The following is a 15029-nucleotide window of genomic DNA, read 5'->3' on the forward strand; positions in this document are numbered from 1 at the left end:
AGTGTGGGATTACCCATGTGAGAGTAAGTCATCGCCAGCTCATTATTCGAAACACCCCCGGTCTAAAGGCCGGGGGTGTTTTTTTAGGCCTAAAGTTTAGGTAAAAAGCTTAGTCACTTTTTAGATGTATAAAAGGTATTGGAGCGGCTAGAGCTTCCTGAAAGGAATAATCTAAGGGGAGAGAGCGTGATTTCAAAGCCCGATAACATCGGCTTTGGGCACATGATTACGGGGCTGGTCCTAAGTCGAAATAATCTGGCTTATAAGAGCCTACCAAGCCTACAAAGTATAGATGCCGCTATTGAAATGCAGGGAAATAAAAAACCAGCAATTCGCTGGTTTTTTACTGCTGGCTATTTTAGCCAAATACACGCATAACGGCTGCAATCAACACCCAGAGAATTGCAATGGCTACGATTGGTTCAACAATCTTTGCCCATGTTGGGGTTTCTACAAGAATAACATCTTCGACATCTTGATGCTGCTGATTCTGGCTTACCATTTGATTAAACTCCTTCATTGATGCTTCCAATGATAGCTCTTCTTGTACAATTGGTTTAGAGCCTTTCAGTTCTATTAGCTTATTTGTTGTCCAAACCCAGTCATCTGCTTGACCGGATAAATGTTCAATTTGTCCTTTAAGAAGTTCTTGAATACTATTCAGATTATGATTGCCGGTATCATGTAACTGTTTCAACTCATTGAGCTGGAAATGAAAGATTTCTGAGGTGACCTGCTCAAGTTGCGGTCGTGACAAGGCTGACTTGTTTTCAACTTGGGTCGTCAGGTGGCGGGCAATTTCCAGTATATATAATTCATCTGGATGTTTGATTTCATTATAAATTTTTTGCGGATTGTGACGCCACTCAGTAATAAGTTTACCTAAAGTTAAGGCGTTGATTTCGCAGATATATTTTCGCCTTTCTTCTTTTGTATACTCTTTTAGAAGCTCAGGCTTTTGAGTTTCTATCTGTTCAACAAAATATTGTACTAAATCAAAAGCCATTCACTTACTCCATTATTTTTAATCTAATAGTCTTAAAGTTGTTTTTTTCTTTGGCGGTTCAGCTGGTTCTTCAGTGCTTGATTTTAAAGCATCTTCATCATTTTGTGTATGCTCATATTCACTTGGATCAAAGAATAAACCTTGTCCATTTTCACGTGCATAAATACCCAGTACTGCTTCTATAGGTACATAGATATCCCGAGATACACCACCAAAGCGGGCCGAGAAGCTAATCGCATCATTGCTTATATGCAGCGCATGGACGGCATGGGGTACGATATTCAGAACAATTTGTCCATCTTTAACAAACTGCTCCGGAACCATTGTATTTGGACGTGTAGCATCCACCAGCAGGTAAGGCGTCATATTGTTGTCGCAAACCCACTCATAGATTGCACGTGCCATATAGGGACGGGTAGGGCTAAGGTTGAATTCTTGTTCGGACATGAGGTTTCTCTACAGATGCTTGAGTTGCGCTGAATAACGGTTCTTTTCCTGCAATGTCATGGATTTTACAAAAGCAGGACGACTGAATATTCGCTGGCAATACAGGTGAAATGGACGGCATTGCTGCTGTGGTAATTCGACACCCATGTGTTTCAGACGGATAAAAATTGGTGCCAGCATGCAATCTAGGATACTAAATTGTTCAGACATAAAATAGGGAAAATGCTGGAATAAGGGCATAAGTGAAATCAGAATGTCCTGTAACTGTATCTGTGCCTTAACTTTGGCTTTCTTATCCAGGGTATCAGGATGACATAGCATGATATCAGCCAGTTTCAACCAGTCATTTTCAAAGCGCCAGATATATTGGCGTTGTTCTGCACGTGGCATTGGAGCATCGGCATAGAGTTTATTCTGGCGATAACGATCATCTATATATTCAGAAATAATCGGCGTATTGAATAATTTGAGCTCATTTTCAATCAGCATCGGCAATTGATTATAAGGATTGAGACTGGCCAAATCCTCATCATCAGTATCTACCAAAATCAGGTTATATTTAATCTGTTTTTCGGCAAGTACGTAGCGAATCCAATGGGAACGAAAGTCATCGGCATGACTGTAGAGAGTAATTCCTTGAAGAGGCGCGCTTTCGACTGACATAAATCCTGATAAGCTTCTAATGAATAGACTAGGATACTAAAATTCAACCCAAAAAGCACTAATCATCAAAAGTCACTCCTTTTGAGTCGGGGTAGATTATAAGAAAAACAACTGGAGGAAAATAAAATGCTGATCAAGCTTCCTATCATTTTGCTGTTTATCTGTATTGGGATTGCAAATTATTATTTGATGAAGTCATTCTGGTGCCATGAAGGGGTATGGGGTAAAGATGTGCATGAACAATAAAGAGAAAATCTTTCCATCTACTCGACTAATATACCCATAAAAAAACCCTGGAAAATCCAGGGTTTTTTGTCCGATTCGGTAAACGAATTAACGTTTAGAGAATTGAGGACGTTTACGAGCTTTACGTAAACCAAGTTTCTTACGTTCAACTTCACGAGCATCACGAGTAACGAAACCAGCTTGACGAAGAGCAGGTTTTAAAGTTTCGTCAGAAGCGATCAGTGCACGAGTAATACCGTGACGGATAGCGCCTGCTTGACCACCGATACCACCACCAGCAACAGTGATGTAAAGGTCATATTTGTTAGTCGCTTCAAGAAGCTCAAGTGGTTGGTTAACAACCATACGAGCAGTTTCACGACCGAAATACTGTTCAAGAGTGCGGTTGTTAATTACGAGTTTACCAGTACCAGCTGATAGGAAAACACGTGCAGTTGCGGTCTTACGGCGACCTGTACCATAATTAGTAGCCATGTGCTGTTATCCCTTAGATGTCCAAAACTTGTGGCTGTTGAGCAGCGTGTGGATGCTCAGTACCTGCATACACTTTCATTTTCTTGATCATTGCATAACCAAGAGGACCTTTAGGTAACATACCTTTAACAGCTTTTTCTAGAACTGCTTCTGGTTTGTGAGCGATTAACTTTTCAAAGTTAGTCTCACGGATACCACCAGGGAAACCAGTGTGGCGATAGTATTTCTTATCTTGTGACTTTTTACCAGTCACAGTGATTTCTTCAGCATTGATAACTACGATGTAGTCGCCAGTGTCAACGTGAGGAGTATAAGAAGTTTTATGCTTACCGCGTAAACGACGAGCGATTTCAGTCGCAAGGCGACCTAAAGTTTTGCCAGAAGCATCAACAACGTACCAGTCGTGTTGAACTTCAGCTGGCTTAGCGCTGAGAGTTTTCATTAAACCACTACCTATTATAGTTGGTTTGGACTATGGAATCTGTCCAAACTAAAGGAGACGCGATTCTAAACGAATACGTGAAGAATCACAAATGAAAATTAAAATTTCAAGCGCTGTATTTTATCTAATCTCCCTGGTGAAAGAAAGACCTAAGCTATTATATGCTGCAAAAACTGCAACTATATTTGTAACCATAGTTTCAATCGTATCAAAATATTGATTTATAAGTACTCTTTGCAATGATCACTACAGCGTAGACGTGATCGGGTTATAATATTTTCCAGCTTTGCCAAATTGAGAAGATGATGCTGCCTTTATATGTCACCACTGGGGAACCTGCCGGAATTGGTCCTGATATTAGCCTGAGTCTTGCAGAGCGTGTTGATGAGCGCCCAATTGTGGTATTGGCGGATATGGATATGCTCAAGCAACGTGCTCAGACACTTAAATTGTCGGTTGAGCTGATTCCATATCACGGGCAGGATGCATCTTCAGGTATCGGTGAGCTTTTTGTAGAGCATGTACCTTTGCAGCAAGAGGTGGTATTGGGTGAATTGAATCCGAACAATGCTGCTTATGTACTGGAGCAACTTCGTCGATCTGCAGACTATGCAATGTCAGGCAAAAGTGTCGGCGTCGCGACTGCGCCTGTACAAAAATCTGTAATTAATGAAGCAGGCATTTCTTTTAGTGGCCATACCGAATATTATCAGGAATTTGCTGGTGTCCCGCGTGTGGTGATGATGCTGGCCACCAAAACCTTACGTGTGGCTTTGGCTACTACCCATCTTCCGCTTCGTGCCGTGGCAGATGCGATTACGCCTGAACGCTTGCATCAGGTGATTGATATTCTGATTCACGACCTGAAATCCAAATTCAAGATTGAACAGCCGAAGATACTGGTTTGCGGTTTAAATCCGCATGCGGGTGAGGGTGGTTACTTGGGGATGGAAGAAATTGAAGTGATCAATCCGGTACTCGAAAGCTATCGTGCTCAAGGTATCAACATGAGTTTAAGCCTACCTGCTGATACTTTGTTTACCCCGGAAAACCTAAAAGATGCCGATGCTGTTCTGGCGATGTATCATGATCAGGGTTTACCTGTGTTAAAATCACAGGGTTTTGGTGAAGCCATTAATATTACCCTCGGCTTACCGTTTATTCGAACTTCTGTTGATCATGGCACAGCACTCTCCCTTGCGGGGACGGGACTTGCGAAAAGTTCCAGCCTGCACGTTGCTGTCGATTTAGCCCTCGATCTGGCGCGCCACTGATTATTGTTCATCACTCACGTTGGAAATGTTTTTATGTATCAAATTAATGCCTTAAACCCAAAAGATGAAGGGCATCAGGCTCGAAAAAGATTTGGTCAAAACTTTTTACATGACCAGCGTGTCATTGCCAAAATTGTACGCTCAGTCAATCCGCGTCCAGGTCAGAACATTCTGGAAATTGGCCCGGGTCTGGCCGCTTTGACTTCACCTTTAATTGGTGAATGTGATGCCTTAACTGTACTTGAGCTGGATCGTGATCTGGCTGCTGGTCTGCCGGGCCGTGTACCGCATCCCGAACGTTTAACCATTATTGAAGCCGATGCCTTGAGATATGATTATTCTCAATTGTTTCAGGAAGGTCGTCCATTACGTGTCGTTGGTAACTTGCCCTATAATATTTCAACGCCACTGTTATTCCATCTCCTGGAATTTGGTGACAAAGTGCAAGACATGCATTTCATGCTGCAAAAAGAAGTCGTGGATCGCATTACCGCATCACCGAATACCAAAGAATATGGCCGTCTGTCGGTGATGATTCAATATTTCTGTAAACCGACTTTCCTGTTCGAAGTACCACCAGGCTCTTTTAATCCGCCTCCAAAAGTAACTTCAGCGGTATTCCGTTTAGAGCCTTATAAAGTTAAACCGATTGTGGCGAAGAATGAAAAAGCGCTGGCACGTCTGGTATCTCATGTCTTTACCCAGCGTCGTAAAACCTTGCGTAACAGCTTGAAGGGTATGCTGGTCGAAGATGGTTTTGAAAAAGCGGGTGTTGACCCGATGGCGCGTCCAGAAACCCTGACCCTTGAACAGTTTGTTGCACTTTCAGATCAAATGGTGGCTTAAATTACGATGAACCGTACTGCTCGATATAATTATGTGATTGGTGATGTTCAAGGCTGTTTTGAGGCTTTGAAAGCTTTGCTTAAAGAAATCAAGTTTGATGCAGATCAGGATTTTATCTGGTTTGCCGGAGATTTGGTGGCACGGGGTGAAAACTCAATTGGCGCACTGCGGTTTATCAAGAAACTGGCTGAGCAGGGTGCGGCTGCAACTGTCTTGGGAAATCATGATTTAACGTTGCTGGCCTATGCCCGCGGCATCAAGCCAGTAAAAGCAAAAGACAATGTTCAGGATGTCATTGATGCGATCGACAGCGATGAACTGATTGACTGGCTACGTAAACAGCCACTTTGTTTATTTCCCAATGAGCAGACTATTCTGACCCATGCCGGGATTCCGAGTCTCTGGAGTGCAGAAAAAACTGCACAGCTGGCACAGGAAGTAGAAGCAATTATTGCTCATGATGACTTTGATGTGCTGGATAATTTTCTCAAAGAGATGTTTGGGAAAGAGCCGGCACTTTGGTCAGATCAACTGCAAGGTCAAGAACGTATTCGCTGTATCGTAAACTATCTCACCCGAATGCGTTTAACCGATACAGAAGGACGTCTGGAATACAGTTTTAAAGATGGGCTGGATGATCCGATGCCGGAAGGCTTTAAACCCTGGTTTGATTTTGAGTCTCAGGCTGCGAAAAGTAATCAGATCCTGTTTGGTCACTGGGCAGCCTTAAATGGTAAAACCATTTCAGACAGGATTCAGAATGTCGATGGTGGCTGTGTTTGGGGCAATCAGCTGATGGCATTTCGTCTGGAAGACCAGCAGATGTTTGCAGTTAACAATCCGGTGATGTAAGTAAAGCTATTAAAAAAGCCACGTGATTACACGTGGCTTTTTTAATTTTAAATTTAGTCTGCCCGAATCCAGGTCTGGTTTCGGCCCAATACAGAAACACCAATACTGGCACGTAAAGTTAAGCGTTTCCCCGTGTTGTTCAGACGCATTTTTGCATCATAAATTTTACCTGCCAAGGGATCAATAACTTTACCTTTTTCATAGTTATTGGTGCCTTCTACAGGTTTTAGGCCCCTGATAATGGTCATTCCCAGAATAGGCTGATTGGTATAGGGCGCGGGGCAATTATTGCATTTTTCACGTGGCGTATAACCCGGGCGAGGAGTGATCTTTACGATTTTGCCTGAATAGGTGTTGTTGTCCTCTTTGAAAATGACAATGATGGCTTTTGCTGCCCCACTTTTGTCATCAATCTGTTGCCAGATCCCGGTAATATCTTTTGCCCAAAGGTTGGTCATACATGCTGCTAGCAGTATGACAAGCAATATTTTTCTAAACATAGAGGCTTATTCCACAGAATTTTTATCAGCGCCGCTCATGTTAGAAATCTTACTAAAATAGTCAATAATTATTTGAAAAAATCTAGAATGAATGCACTAAAAAGCTGCCAATTCGGCAGCTTTTGTATACTCAGAATTTATTAGTCCTGACGGATCCAGGTCTGGCTACGGCCTAAAGCGGAAACCCCAACATAACCACGCAAGGTTAAACGTTTGCCATTCGCACTCAAGCGTACCTTGGCATCATAAATTTTACCTGATAGTGGATCAATCACTCTACCTTTCTCGTAGTTATTGGTGCCTTCCACATTTTTTAAACCAGTCAAAACGTCCATGCCTAAAATAGGTTGATTGGTATAAGGGGCCGGACATTTATTGCAGGTTTTCTGAGGTGTATAGCCTGGACGTGGAGTCACTTTGACAATTTTTCCAGCAAAACTCCCATTGTCATTTTGACGAATTTCAATAATCGCTTTTGGTGAGCCGGTTTTGTCATCAATTTGCTGCCAGGTGCCAGTTAAATCCTGTGCATAAATCATCCCGCTCATCATTGTCACGAAGAACATTAATACTAATTTAAATTGTTTCATTATATTTATCTCTTTTTTTATGGATGAAATAAAAGATCCCCAACACCGAAGTGCTATTTTATTAATCCTGACGGATCCAAGTTTGTGTACGCCCGATAGCAGATATCCCAATATATCCACGTAAGGTCAGTCGTTTCCCATTGGCGGAAATCCGCCCCTTTAAATCATAAATTTTGCCGGTGAGTGGATCGAGTACCTGGCCATGTGCAAAGTTATTTTTGGTGGTGGGCTTCAATCCTTTAATGACATCTAAACCCAAAATCGGTTTATCTGTATAAGGTGCCGGACATTTGATGCATTTTTCCCGTGGTGTATAACCCTGGCGGGGTGTGACTTTAGTAATCGTTCCTGTATAGGAACCATCTGCTTCAGTTTTCATTTCAATCAATGCTTTAGGTGAGCCAGTTTTATCATCAATCTGTTGCCATAGGCCAGACAGTTCCTGAGCAAACGCCATAGAGCCAGTAAATAAAGAAGCTGAAATAATAGTTAAAGCTGCAATTTTATGCATGTTATATCCTTATTTTTTTAATTAACGTTCACCCAATTCCATGTGGTGAACGTTGCTGCACATTACCCGAATACATTTTCATAATCTTTATTGCATGAAAAAGCATGTGTCTAATATTCATACAACTTAATGTATAAAAATGCAAGCTTCTATCTACTAAAGCATAAATTAATCACATTTTATGTGATTAAACCTGACTTATTCATATTTGATCCAGGTCTGACTACGGCCCAGTGCTGAAACCCCTACATAGCCACGCAATGTCAGACGTTTTCCATTGGCACTCAATTTCGCTTTGGTATTGTAAATGTTGCCTGATAATGGGTCGAGAAGTTTGCCCTGACTGAAACTGTTATTGCCTGTGTATTTCAGGCCTGTCAGTACATCCAGTCCTAGAATTGGCTTATTGGTATATGGAGCGGGACAGGAAACACAGGTTTCTTTTGCTGTATAACCAGGGCGCGGAGTGATTTTGGTAATTTTAGCCGTATAGACGCCTTCCGATGTCTCACGAATCTCCAGGAATGCTTTAGACGAGCCGGTCTTGTCATCAATGCTTCGCCATGTCCCTGAAAGGTCAGAGGCCAAAGCCAGATGGCTGAAAGAGGCTAAAAGTAAAGTTGAAAAGAATTGAACCTTTTTCATATATCTGTTCCTAGGTGAGATTAGTGTTCTTACTCTATAGTAAGAACGATTACCACATAAAACAAACAATTAATTTGATTCACTAGTCACATTTTTTGCAGATACAGTATAAAAGTTGGCAACCAGATTGCAGTAAAGACTGCATTTACCGCCATGCCAAAAGCAGCATAACGTCCCGCAACACTGCCACGCTGCCAGGCCTGAGCTGTGCCGATGGCATGTGCTGCCAGTCCCAAGGCGAGTCCGGATGCACGTTCATCATTAATATGTCTCAGAATAAACGGAGAAAAAGCCGCACCAATTACACCGGAGAGAATCACAATCAGAATAACCATACTGATCGGTGCATCCAGCAGGGTGGCAATATTAATTGCAATTGGTGTAGTGACGGCACGAGTAGCAAAAGCCAGAATGTCGGCAGAAGCCATATGTAGCAGATAAGCCAGACCCATCGGTAAGGCAACCGCACTGATACTGGCAAAGACCAAAATGCCGATAATGGCTTTGAGCGGCAAATCATCATAGCGCATGGCAGCCAGAGGAATAGCCAATGCGACTGTTACATAGCCGAGTAAATGGTTGAAAAGTGGATTTACTTCATCCATGTAATTTTCATAGGGAATTCCGAGTGCAAATAAAAGTGCCAGCACAAAAAACATGCTAAATACGATGACGGGAATTTGCGGAATGATCCGGTTACAGGGTTTGGCAATCAGATAGGCGATGAGTGTGACCGCGAAGCCATACAAAATAGATAACATGCGGAACTCCTATAACCAGCGCTTGGCCATTTTGGCATACACCCATAAAGGAATTAGGGTGCTAAAAAACATGATGAACAGAAAAGCCGGAATTTTCTGGCCCATATGTACCAGCATCATTAGGGCACCTGCACTGACGGGAAGGAAAGCAAAGGCACTTTCCTTCATCAGTTTGTTATTGGTATCCACCAGGCGAGCGGGGAGTTTGCCGAAATAGCGCCAAGTAAAAAGTGCAATTAATAGGCTTAATAACCCGACCAGATTACCCAGTTCAGGATGATTCAGCTGGGTCATTAACCAGACCGAAGCTTCCCGAAAGATAACAATAAGTAACAGGGTGCCGATCCATGCTGGCCAGTCAATTTGTTTTATCCAGTTCATTACTTTGATCATTAATAAGTTTACTTATCAAGTTTTACTCGATCTTTGACTGGATTTCAAACGCTTCCAGTGGACGTTGAAACTGCTGCGCCTGTTTTCCCAAAATTTCGTCTAAAGGTAAATGCGCCTGTTTAATCAATTGTTCCAGTTTTTGTGGTGCAATTCGAATGTGCAGATGCAGTTGGCCTTCATCATCATAATGTTCAGACTGAATCACATTCAAGCTGTACAGCTGGTTGCGCAGCTTGCCATAGGCGGGTTTAAGAATTAAATCGAAGGACTGCAGTTGCCCCATCAAGGATTCATGTACCGCTTTACGCAGCAGGTCGATACCTTCGCCAGTATGTGCCGAGACATAGACCCGTTCCGGTTCACCCGGACGTCGATAAATAATTTTGGCTTCTTCACCGCTACAGTCAATTTTATTGTAAACCTGAAGGATGGGAACATCGGCCCCAATTTCTTTCAGCACTTTTTCAACGGCTTCAATCTGTTCTAGCATATCTGGGCTACTTGAATCAATCACATGCAGTAACAGTGTGGCTTCAACGGTTTCTTCCAGCGTTGCCTTAAAGGATTCCACCAGTGAATGGGAAAGATTACGGACAAAACCGACCGTATCGGCCAATACCAGATTGCCGATACCATCCCATTCCAGACGCCGTAAGGTAGGGTCCAAAGTGGCAAACAGCTGATCGGCTGCATAAACATCGCTATTGGCGAGTAAATTAAACAGGGTCGACTTGCCGGCATTGGTATAGCCGACTAAAGATACTGTTGGAACAGCTGCTTTTTGACGGGCTACACGACCTTGCATCCGGGTCTGGCGGACTTTATCAATACGTGCCTTGAGTTGCCCCATACGGATACGTAGCAAGCGCCGATCTGTTTCCAGCAGGGTTTCACCCGGACCACGCAAACCGATCCCGCCTTTCTGGCTGTCGAGATTGCCACGACTACGAATCAAGCGCGAAGATAAATGCTGTAATTGTGCCAGTTCAACTTGCAGCTTGCCTTCGTAGGTACGGGCGCGCTGGGCAAAAATATCCAGAATCAGTTCAGTACGATCTACCACGCGGCATTTGATCACCTGTTCCAGGTTCCGGGCTTGCGCAGGGGTTAAGGCATGATCAAAAATGACCAGATTGGCATCCAGTTCTTTTACACGTTCGGCAATTTCTTCTGCCTTGCCGGAGCCGATAAAAAATTTGGCATCAGGTTTAACCCGCTGAGCATGAATATGTTCCAGAATTTCGGCATCTGCAGACTGGGCCAGCAAACGAAATTCTTCAGCATCAAGGTCATCCAGCATTTGTACGCTGACACTCACCAGAATGACGCGCTCTTTCCCTCGATGTTGTTGTAAATATTCCACTCAGGCCGATCTCCACTTAAAAACTTAAGTGTAGTAGAAAACGGACTATACAGATACTGAATTAGTGCGGCTTAGGTTTAAAGTGCGCTAATAAATAGTTGTGCAAGTGTTACCAGTACTACGGCATAGATAAGGGTGCCACCCAAAATATATTTGAGCACTTGTAAAGGCTGAAGTGTTTCTCTCGCGGGCTGTGTTCGATCTGGCATGGCTGCGATCCTTTTCAATCTAATATTTCAATAGTTTTATTTTGAATGATTTTTTAATCCAATTAAAATTGTAGATATAGATGTTATTGGCCGATTTTTATTATCAATGCAAGTTGCGAATGAACAGTATAGAATGAGTTTAATTCGTGGATATTCCCTGTATCTAGCTTAGGATTTTAGTGACGTTTTATGAACCCGACTGTACAAGATCAAACATCCGACATACGTGGCTTGACAAAATTCTTCCTCTATACAAGAAAAATTGGTGCCTTGCTGGCAGCCATTAGTAACGGATTTTATCTGGTTTTTCGTCATGGCTTATATAAAAATCCGAATAATCCCTCCAATACCCGTTATGTGCAATATTTTTGCCGCCAACTGTGTCAGGTTTTTAATATTAAAGTGCAGGTGCATGGGGAGATTCCACGTGAACCCGCTTTATGGGTAAGCAATCATATCTCTTGGCTAGACATTGCAGTGCTGGGATCAGGAGCACGCGTATTTTTCCTGGCCAAGGCCGAGATTGAAAACTGGCCTGTTTTCGGAAAATTGGCCAAAGGCGGCGGTACCTTGTTTATTAAACGTGGTTCTGGAGATTCTGTCAGAATTCGTGAACAAATTACTGATTTTCTCAAGCAGGATATTCCGGTGCTGTTTTTTCCTGAAGCCACGACTTCAGATGGCCGTTTTATTAAAAAAGTTCATGGCCGGATTCTAGGGGCTGCGATTGAAGCTAACCGTCCAGTGCAAATCTGTTTGATCTGTTATGTGAATCAGCAGGGTGAACTGGATCTGGTCGCGCCGTATGTCAATGATCTGAGTTTTGCTGCCCATGTCAAAAAAGTACTGGAAATGCCAGAAGTTACTGCACATTTAATGGCTTTGCCTGCAATTTCTTCCGAGGGGCATACGGTAGACAGTCTGACTCGTGAGGTACAGGAAAAAATGCAGGAAGGCTTACATGAGTTGCAATCCCGAGTATTAAAAAAGCCTCGGTAAACGGAGTTTTTTAGAAATAAAATTTATGCATCAGTCTTACATAAAGCCTTCAATTGGCAACCACGACAACAGTTTTAATCCGGTTTTCTGATACCATTTTATTCCTGGTTCTTTGCTAAAGGTTTTTATTTCGCCATTGGCTTTCCTGATTTTCCAGTTAATGTTCTGGTTCGCGTCCAAGACCAGTTTATAGGCATATTTACTCAAATTCTGATCCATGGTTTCGTGTACGGCTTTTGCCAGAGCAGGGCTGTTTAGCAACACACCAATTTCAGTATTCAGATAAGCTGAACGCGGATCAAAGTTAAATGAGCCGATGAAAACCTGTTTTTGGTCTAGTGCCATCAGTTTGGCATGCAGACTGGAGCGACTCAGGCCTTTCAGGCTAACTTTTGCTTTTTTGGCAATCTCTTCTGTATTGACGTTTAAGTTGTGTGAATCTGGGGCAGCCAGAAATTCATATAGCTGTACATCATTTTCCAGCAGGTCCTTTCGATATTTGGCATAAAAGGCATGTACTACAGAAACGTCATTGGCTTTAAATGAGTTGGTTAATACCCGAACCTTGATATTCTCATTCACCAGTTTTTTCAGACGGTCTGCACCGGTTTTTTCCGGCACGAAATAGGCAGAGACAATGTCTACACTCTGTTCAGGCTTTTCCAGATGCTGTAATAACTGGAAATTGAGATGTTCTTCAGTTTTGGCTTTGGCCTTGATTTTACTGGGTGGATCTTTGACGACTTCTGCTTCAACCCAGTCTAGCTGAATCTTCTGTTCTAACCATTGATCAAAGGCCAGAGAACGATTTGCCAGATCCAGATAATTCTTTGTGGCTGGATCCTGACTATGGGCTTCAAGCTGTTGCCTCAGGCTCGGGAAACGTAACCCGTGATGGTGCGGATTGACAATTTCTTGTACCGGATAAGCATAATCATCATTCCAGTATTCATCGAAGGAATGGATGATTTCATCCGAAGCCGCACCGACCAGCATGACATCGACATCCGAGAACTGATAGTTTTCACTGACATTATAATACTGGTTGCTCATATTACGCCCACCAATCAGTGCAATCTGGTTGTCAGCAATAAAGCTTTTATTATGCATGCGGCGATTGATTCGCTTTAAATCCAGCACCATGTCCATGGCGCGATATTTACGGAAACGATAAGGGTTGTACAGTTTCACATCGATATTCTGATGCTGGTTCAAGGCCAGATAAATCCCTTCCATTTTCTTGGCATTGTTATCATCCATCAACAGGCGTACTTTTACACCACGGTCCGCTGCCTGAATAATGGCATGCAGGGCGAGGGCGCCAATGCGGTCGTTATCCCAGATGTAATATTGCAGATCCAGACTGCGTTCTGCTTTATGGATCAGCTGCATACGTGCAGCCAGTGCTTCCAATGGATCATAAAGCACGCGATAACCGGTCAGACCGATATTCTGTTCACGTAAAGGTTCAATAATTTGAGCCAGACTGGTTTGCGAGGTATCAGTTTCAAATGCCATCTGGCTTGGCTGTTCAGTTTGCTTGGGTAAGGTGCTACATGCAGGAAGTCCCAGTACTAGACTACAGCTTAGTAAAATGCCGGCTTTATAACGATGGGTGCGGATAAAACCTGAGGATTGAAGATAGATTTGATCGCTGGAAGCATTGGCCATATAAGTCGCAGAATGAAAAATTAGAATTGAGTATAATTGCCAGCTATGAAAAGATAAATATAAAGCCAGTGATATACTGCTTGACTGAAACAAGGCGAATATATGTGGGATTCAAATTCCGTACTTTTTTATTGTTATCTCGGCATGGCCATTCTCGCCATCTGGGCTGTGTATCAGGCTTGGTCGAGTCAAACCCGCACCGAGACCATTCACCCATTTAAAGCATTCTGTCATTTACTGGCTTTTTATCTTTCCTATTTATTAATCCCATTGGTGTTCTTCAGTATTTTTGCTGGATGGACGGGTCATTATTCGCTACATGAAGCTGTTTTTGTATTTCTACTCAGTGCGGTTTTAAGTTATGCACGCTTTATTGAGCCGCATCTAATTCAAGTGAAAACGACACAATATCAGATCAATGCGGATAAACGTTTACAGAAACCGGTCAAAATCGCCCTGATTGCAGACTTGCATATCGGTCTGTTTTCAGGGCATGAACGGCAGTTACGACAAATTGTACATAAATTAAATCATATTCAGCCTGATTTGGTGGTGGTCGCCGGCGACTGGACCTACGAACCGGAAAATAAACTGGCTCAAGAGCTGGCAGTTTTAAAAGAGATTCACGCTCCGGTCTATTCAGTCAATGGTAACCATGACGAGCAATATCCTGGCCCCCCGATTCAGGAATTGTTGCATTATGCACTGCAAGTCAATCAGGTCATGGATATTGAAGGTCAAATTGTCGAATTTGATGAGTTCCGTCTCTTGGGCGTAGGCGACCTCTGGGCTGGAAAAGCTGATATGCGCAGTTTGCCTGATCTCCCTCAGGACAAGCCCTGGATCATTCTTTCGCATAACCCGGATACGGTCGATATGGTTCCAAAACTGCCAACGCGTCCTTTGATGCTGTCCGGGCATACCCATGGCGGGCAGGTGGAGCTGCCTTGGCTGACCGATTATGTGATGAAAAGAGTGTCCATTTTAGGACATAAGAAAGGCATGTACCGTCATGAACATGCAGATGTGTTCGTGACAGTTGGAACGGGGCTGGTTGGTGTACCTTTTCGCTTCCGGGTACCACCTACCATTGATATTATCGAACTGATTTAAAGTCAGTTCGCCTTCTGTGCAGGA

Annotated in this window: 19 protein-coding genes; 5 read left to right on the forward strand and 14 right to left on the reverse strand. The window is 43.0% G+C overall.

The features are described from left to right. Positions 1–358: 358 nt before the first annotated feature. The 5 genes from AY605_RS14345 to rplM form a co-directional block, all read right to left on the reverse strand. The gene (locus tag AY605_RS14345) at positions 359–1006 is read right to left on the reverse strand and encodes a hypothetical protein (RefSeq protein WP_064097055.1); all 648 of its coding nucleotides are present in this window, start codon (positions 1004–1006) and stop codon (positions 359–361) included. 18 nt (positions 1007–1024) lie between these two features. Continuing rightward, complete coding sequence (locus AY605_RS14350; RefSeq protein WP_064097056.1) at positions 1025–1453, reverse strand: ClpXP protease specificity-enhancing factor; 429 nt, start codon at positions 1451–1453, stop codon at positions 1025–1027. A 9-nt stretch (positions 1454–1462) separates the two neighbouring features. Next, positions 1463–2116, reverse strand: coding sequence for a glutathione S-transferase N-terminal domain-containing protein (locus AY605_RS14355; protein WP_064097057.1), 654 nt, complete (start codon positions 2114–2116; stop codon positions 1463–1465). 333 nt (positions 2117–2449) lie between these two features. Further along, on the reverse strand, positions 2450–2836 hold the full coding sequence (rpsI, locus tag AY605_RS14360; protein ID WP_064097058.1) for a 30S ribosomal protein S9: 387 nt from the start codon (positions 2834–2836) through the stop codon (positions 2450–2452). Positions 2837–2849: 13 nt separating this feature from the next. After that, positions 2850–3278, reverse strand: coding sequence for a 50S ribosomal protein L13 (gene rplM / locus AY605_RS14365; protein WP_004281682.1), 429 nt, complete (start codon positions 3276–3278; stop codon positions 2850–2852). Positions 3279–3583: 305 nt separating this feature from the next. On the opposite strand from rplM, the gene pdxA reads away from it, so the two are divergent. From pdxA to AY605_RS14380, 3 genes are read left to right on the forward strand one after another with little or no spacing between them, the layout of a single operon-like run. Then, positions 3584–4552 carry a 4-hydroxythreonine-4-phosphate dehydrogenase PdxA gene (gene pdxA / locus AY605_RS14370; RefSeq protein ID WP_064097059.1) on the forward strand — a complete coding sequence of 323 codons (969 nt, stop codon included), beginning with the start codon at positions 3584–3586 and terminating at the stop codon, positions 4550–4552. Positions 4553–4585: 33 nt separating this feature from the next. Continuing rightward, on the forward strand, positions 4586–5398 hold the full coding sequence (gene rsmA / locus AY605_RS14375) for a 16S rRNA (adenine(1518)-N(6)/adenine(1519)-N(6))-dimethyltransferase RsmA (protein WP_064097060.1): 813 nt from the start codon (positions 4586–4588) through the stop codon (positions 5396–5398). 6 nt (positions 5399–5404) lie between these two features. Beyond that, positions 5405–6250: a symmetrical bis(5'-nucleosyl)-tetraphosphatase gene (locus tag AY605_RS14380; protein WP_064097061.1), complete on the forward strand. Its 846-nt coding sequence runs from the start codon at positions 5405–5407 to the stop codon at positions 6248–6250. 53 nt (positions 6251–6303) lie between these two features. Here the strand turns inward: AY605_RS14380 and AY605_RS14385 are convergent, their stop codons facing one another. From AY605_RS14385 to AY605_RS15355, 8 genes are all read right to left on the reverse strand, one after another. Next, the gene (locus tag AY605_RS14385) at positions 6304–6750 is read right to left on the reverse strand and encodes a DUF2147 domain-containing protein (protein WP_064097062.1); all 447 of its coding nucleotides are present in this window, start codon (positions 6748–6750) and stop codon (positions 6304–6306) included. 140 nt (positions 6751–6890) lie between these two features. Further along, a complete protein-coding gene (locus AY605_RS14390; protein ID WP_064097063.1) occupies positions 6891–7340 on the reverse strand; it encodes a DUF2147 domain-containing protein in 450 nt (149 codons plus the stop codon). A 61-nt stretch (positions 7341–7401) separates the two neighbouring features. After that, entirely contained in the window at positions 7402–7851 is a 450-nt protein-coding gene (locus AY605_RS14395) for a DUF2147 domain-containing protein (RefSeq protein WP_064097064.1), read from the reverse strand. Positions 7852–8049: 198 nt separating this feature from the next. Beyond that, positions 8050–8496 (reverse strand): DUF2147 domain-containing protein, encoded by a 447-nt coding sequence (locus AY605_RS14400; protein ID WP_064097065.1) that lies wholly within the window; start codon positions 8494–8496, stop codon positions 8050–8052. A gap of 86 nt (positions 8497–8582) precedes the next feature. Then, complete coding sequence (locus AY605_RS14405) at positions 8583–9257, reverse strand: LrgB family protein (RefSeq protein ID WP_064097066.1); 675 nt, start codon at positions 9255–9257, stop codon at positions 8583–8585. A 9-nt stretch (positions 9258–9266) separates the two neighbouring features. After that, positions 9267–9638: a hypothetical protein gene (locus AY605_RS14410; RefSeq protein WP_064097123.1), complete on the reverse strand. Its 372-nt coding sequence runs from the start codon at positions 9636–9638 to the stop codon at positions 9267–9269. Between the two features lie 34 nt (positions 9639–9672). Continuing rightward, positions 9673–11013 (reverse strand): ribosome rescue GTPase HflX, encoded by a 1341-nt coding sequence (hflX, locus tag AY605_RS14415; RefSeq protein ID WP_064097067.1) that lies wholly within the window; start codon positions 11011–11013, stop codon positions 9673–9675. Between the two features lie 77 nt (positions 11014–11090). Further along, entirely contained in the window at positions 11091–11222 is a 132-nt protein-coding gene (locus AY605_RS15355) for a hypothetical protein (protein ID WP_265732888.1), read from the reverse strand. Positions 11223–11411: 189 nt separating this feature from the next. Here AY605_RS15355 and AY605_RS14420 point away from each other — a divergent pair, with 189 nt between their 5' ends. Then, a complete protein-coding gene (locus tag AY605_RS14420; protein ID WP_064097068.1) occupies positions 11412–12221 on the forward strand; it encodes a lysophospholipid acyltransferase family protein in 810 nt (269 codons plus the stop codon). A gap of 36 nt (positions 12222–12257) precedes the next feature. Here AY605_RS14420 and AY605_RS14425 read toward each other — a convergent pair whose 3' ends face one another. Next, positions 12258–13892: a phospholipase D family protein gene (locus tag AY605_RS14425; RefSeq protein WP_081406388.1), complete on the reverse strand. Its 1635-nt coding sequence runs from the start codon at positions 13890–13892 to the stop codon at positions 12258–12260. Between the two features lie 102 nt (positions 13893–13994). Between AY605_RS14425 and AY605_RS14430 the strand changes: the two genes are divergently transcribed. Then, on the forward strand, positions 13995–15005 hold the full coding sequence (locus tag AY605_RS14430) for a metallophosphoesterase (protein ID WP_064097069.1): 1011 nt from the start codon (positions 13995–13997) through the stop codon (positions 15003–15005). The last annotated feature ends 24 nt before the right edge of the window (positions 15006–15029 follow it).

Source organism: Acinetobacter sp. SFD (assembly GCF_001647575.1).
Taxonomy (GTDB): Bacteria; Pseudomonadota; Gammaproteobacteria; order Pseudomonadales; family Moraxellaceae; genus Acinetobacter; species Acinetobacter pecorum.

Coding starts and splice junctions, on each gene's coding strand:
- AY605_RS14400 (WP_064097065.1), bottom strand. CDS start 8,496: ATGAAAAAGGTTCAATTCTTTTCAACTTTACTTTTAGCCTCTTTCAGC.
- rplM (WP_004281682.1), bottom strand. CDS start 3,278: ATGAAAACTCTCAGCGCTAAGCCAGCTGAAGTTCAACACGACTGGTAC.
- AY605_RS14385 (WP_064097062.1), bottom strand. CDS start 6,750: ATGTTTAGAAAAATATTGCTTGTCATACTGCTAGCAGCATGTATGACC.
- pdxA (WP_064097059.1), top strand. CDS start 3,584: ATGCTGCCTTTATATGTCACCACTGGGGAACCTGCCGGAATTGGTCCT.
- AY605_RS14425 (WP_081406388.1), bottom strand. CDS start 13,892: ATGGCCAATGCTTCCAGCGATCAAATCTATCTTCAATCCTCAGGTTTT.
- AY605_RS15355 (WP_265732888.1), bottom strand. CDS start 11,222: ATGCCAGATCGAACACAGCCCGCGAGAGAAACACTTCAGCCTTTACAA.
- AY605_RS14380 (WP_064097061.1), top strand. CDS start 5,405: ATGAACCGTACTGCTCGATATAATTATGTGATTGGTGATGTTCAAGGC.
- AY605_RS14430 (WP_064097069.1), top strand. CDS start 13,995: ATGTGGGATTCAAATTCCGTACTTTTTTATTGTTATCTCGGCATGGCC.
- AY605_RS14420 (WP_064097068.1), top strand. CDS start 11,412: ATGAACCCGACTGTACAAGATCAAACATCCGACATACGTGGCTTGACA.
- AY605_RS14390 (WP_064097063.1), bottom strand. CDS start 7,340: ATGAAACAATTTAAATTAGTATTAATGTTCTTCGTGACAATGATGAGC.
- AY605_RS14355 (WP_064097057.1), bottom strand. CDS start 2,116: ATGTCAGTCGAAAGCGCGCCTCTTCAAGGAATTACTCTCTACAGTCAT.
- rpsI (WP_064097058.1), bottom strand. CDS start 2,836: ATGGCTACTAATTATGGTACAGGTCGCCGTAAGACCGCAACTGCACGT.
- rsmA (WP_064097060.1), top strand. CDS start 4,586: ATGTATCAAATTAATGCCTTAAACCCAAAAGATGAAGGGCATCAGGCT.
- AY605_RS14410 (WP_064097123.1), bottom strand. CDS start 9,638: ATGAACTGGATAAAACAAATTGACTGGCCAGCATGGATCGGCACCCTG.
- AY605_RS14395 (WP_064097064.1), bottom strand. CDS start 7,851: ATGCATAAAATTGCAGCTTTAACTATTATTTCAGCTTCTTTATTTACT.
- AY605_RS14345 (WP_064097055.1), bottom strand. CDS start 1,006: ATGGCTTTTGATTTAGTACAATATTTTGTTGAACAGATAGAAACTCAA.
- AY605_RS14405 (WP_064097066.1), bottom strand. CDS start 9,257: ATGTTATCTATTTTGTATGGCTTCGCGGTCACACTCATCGCCTATCTG.
- AY605_RS14350 (WP_064097056.1), bottom strand. CDS start 1,453: ATGTCCGAACAAGAATTCAACCTTAGCCCTACCCGTCCCTATATGGCA.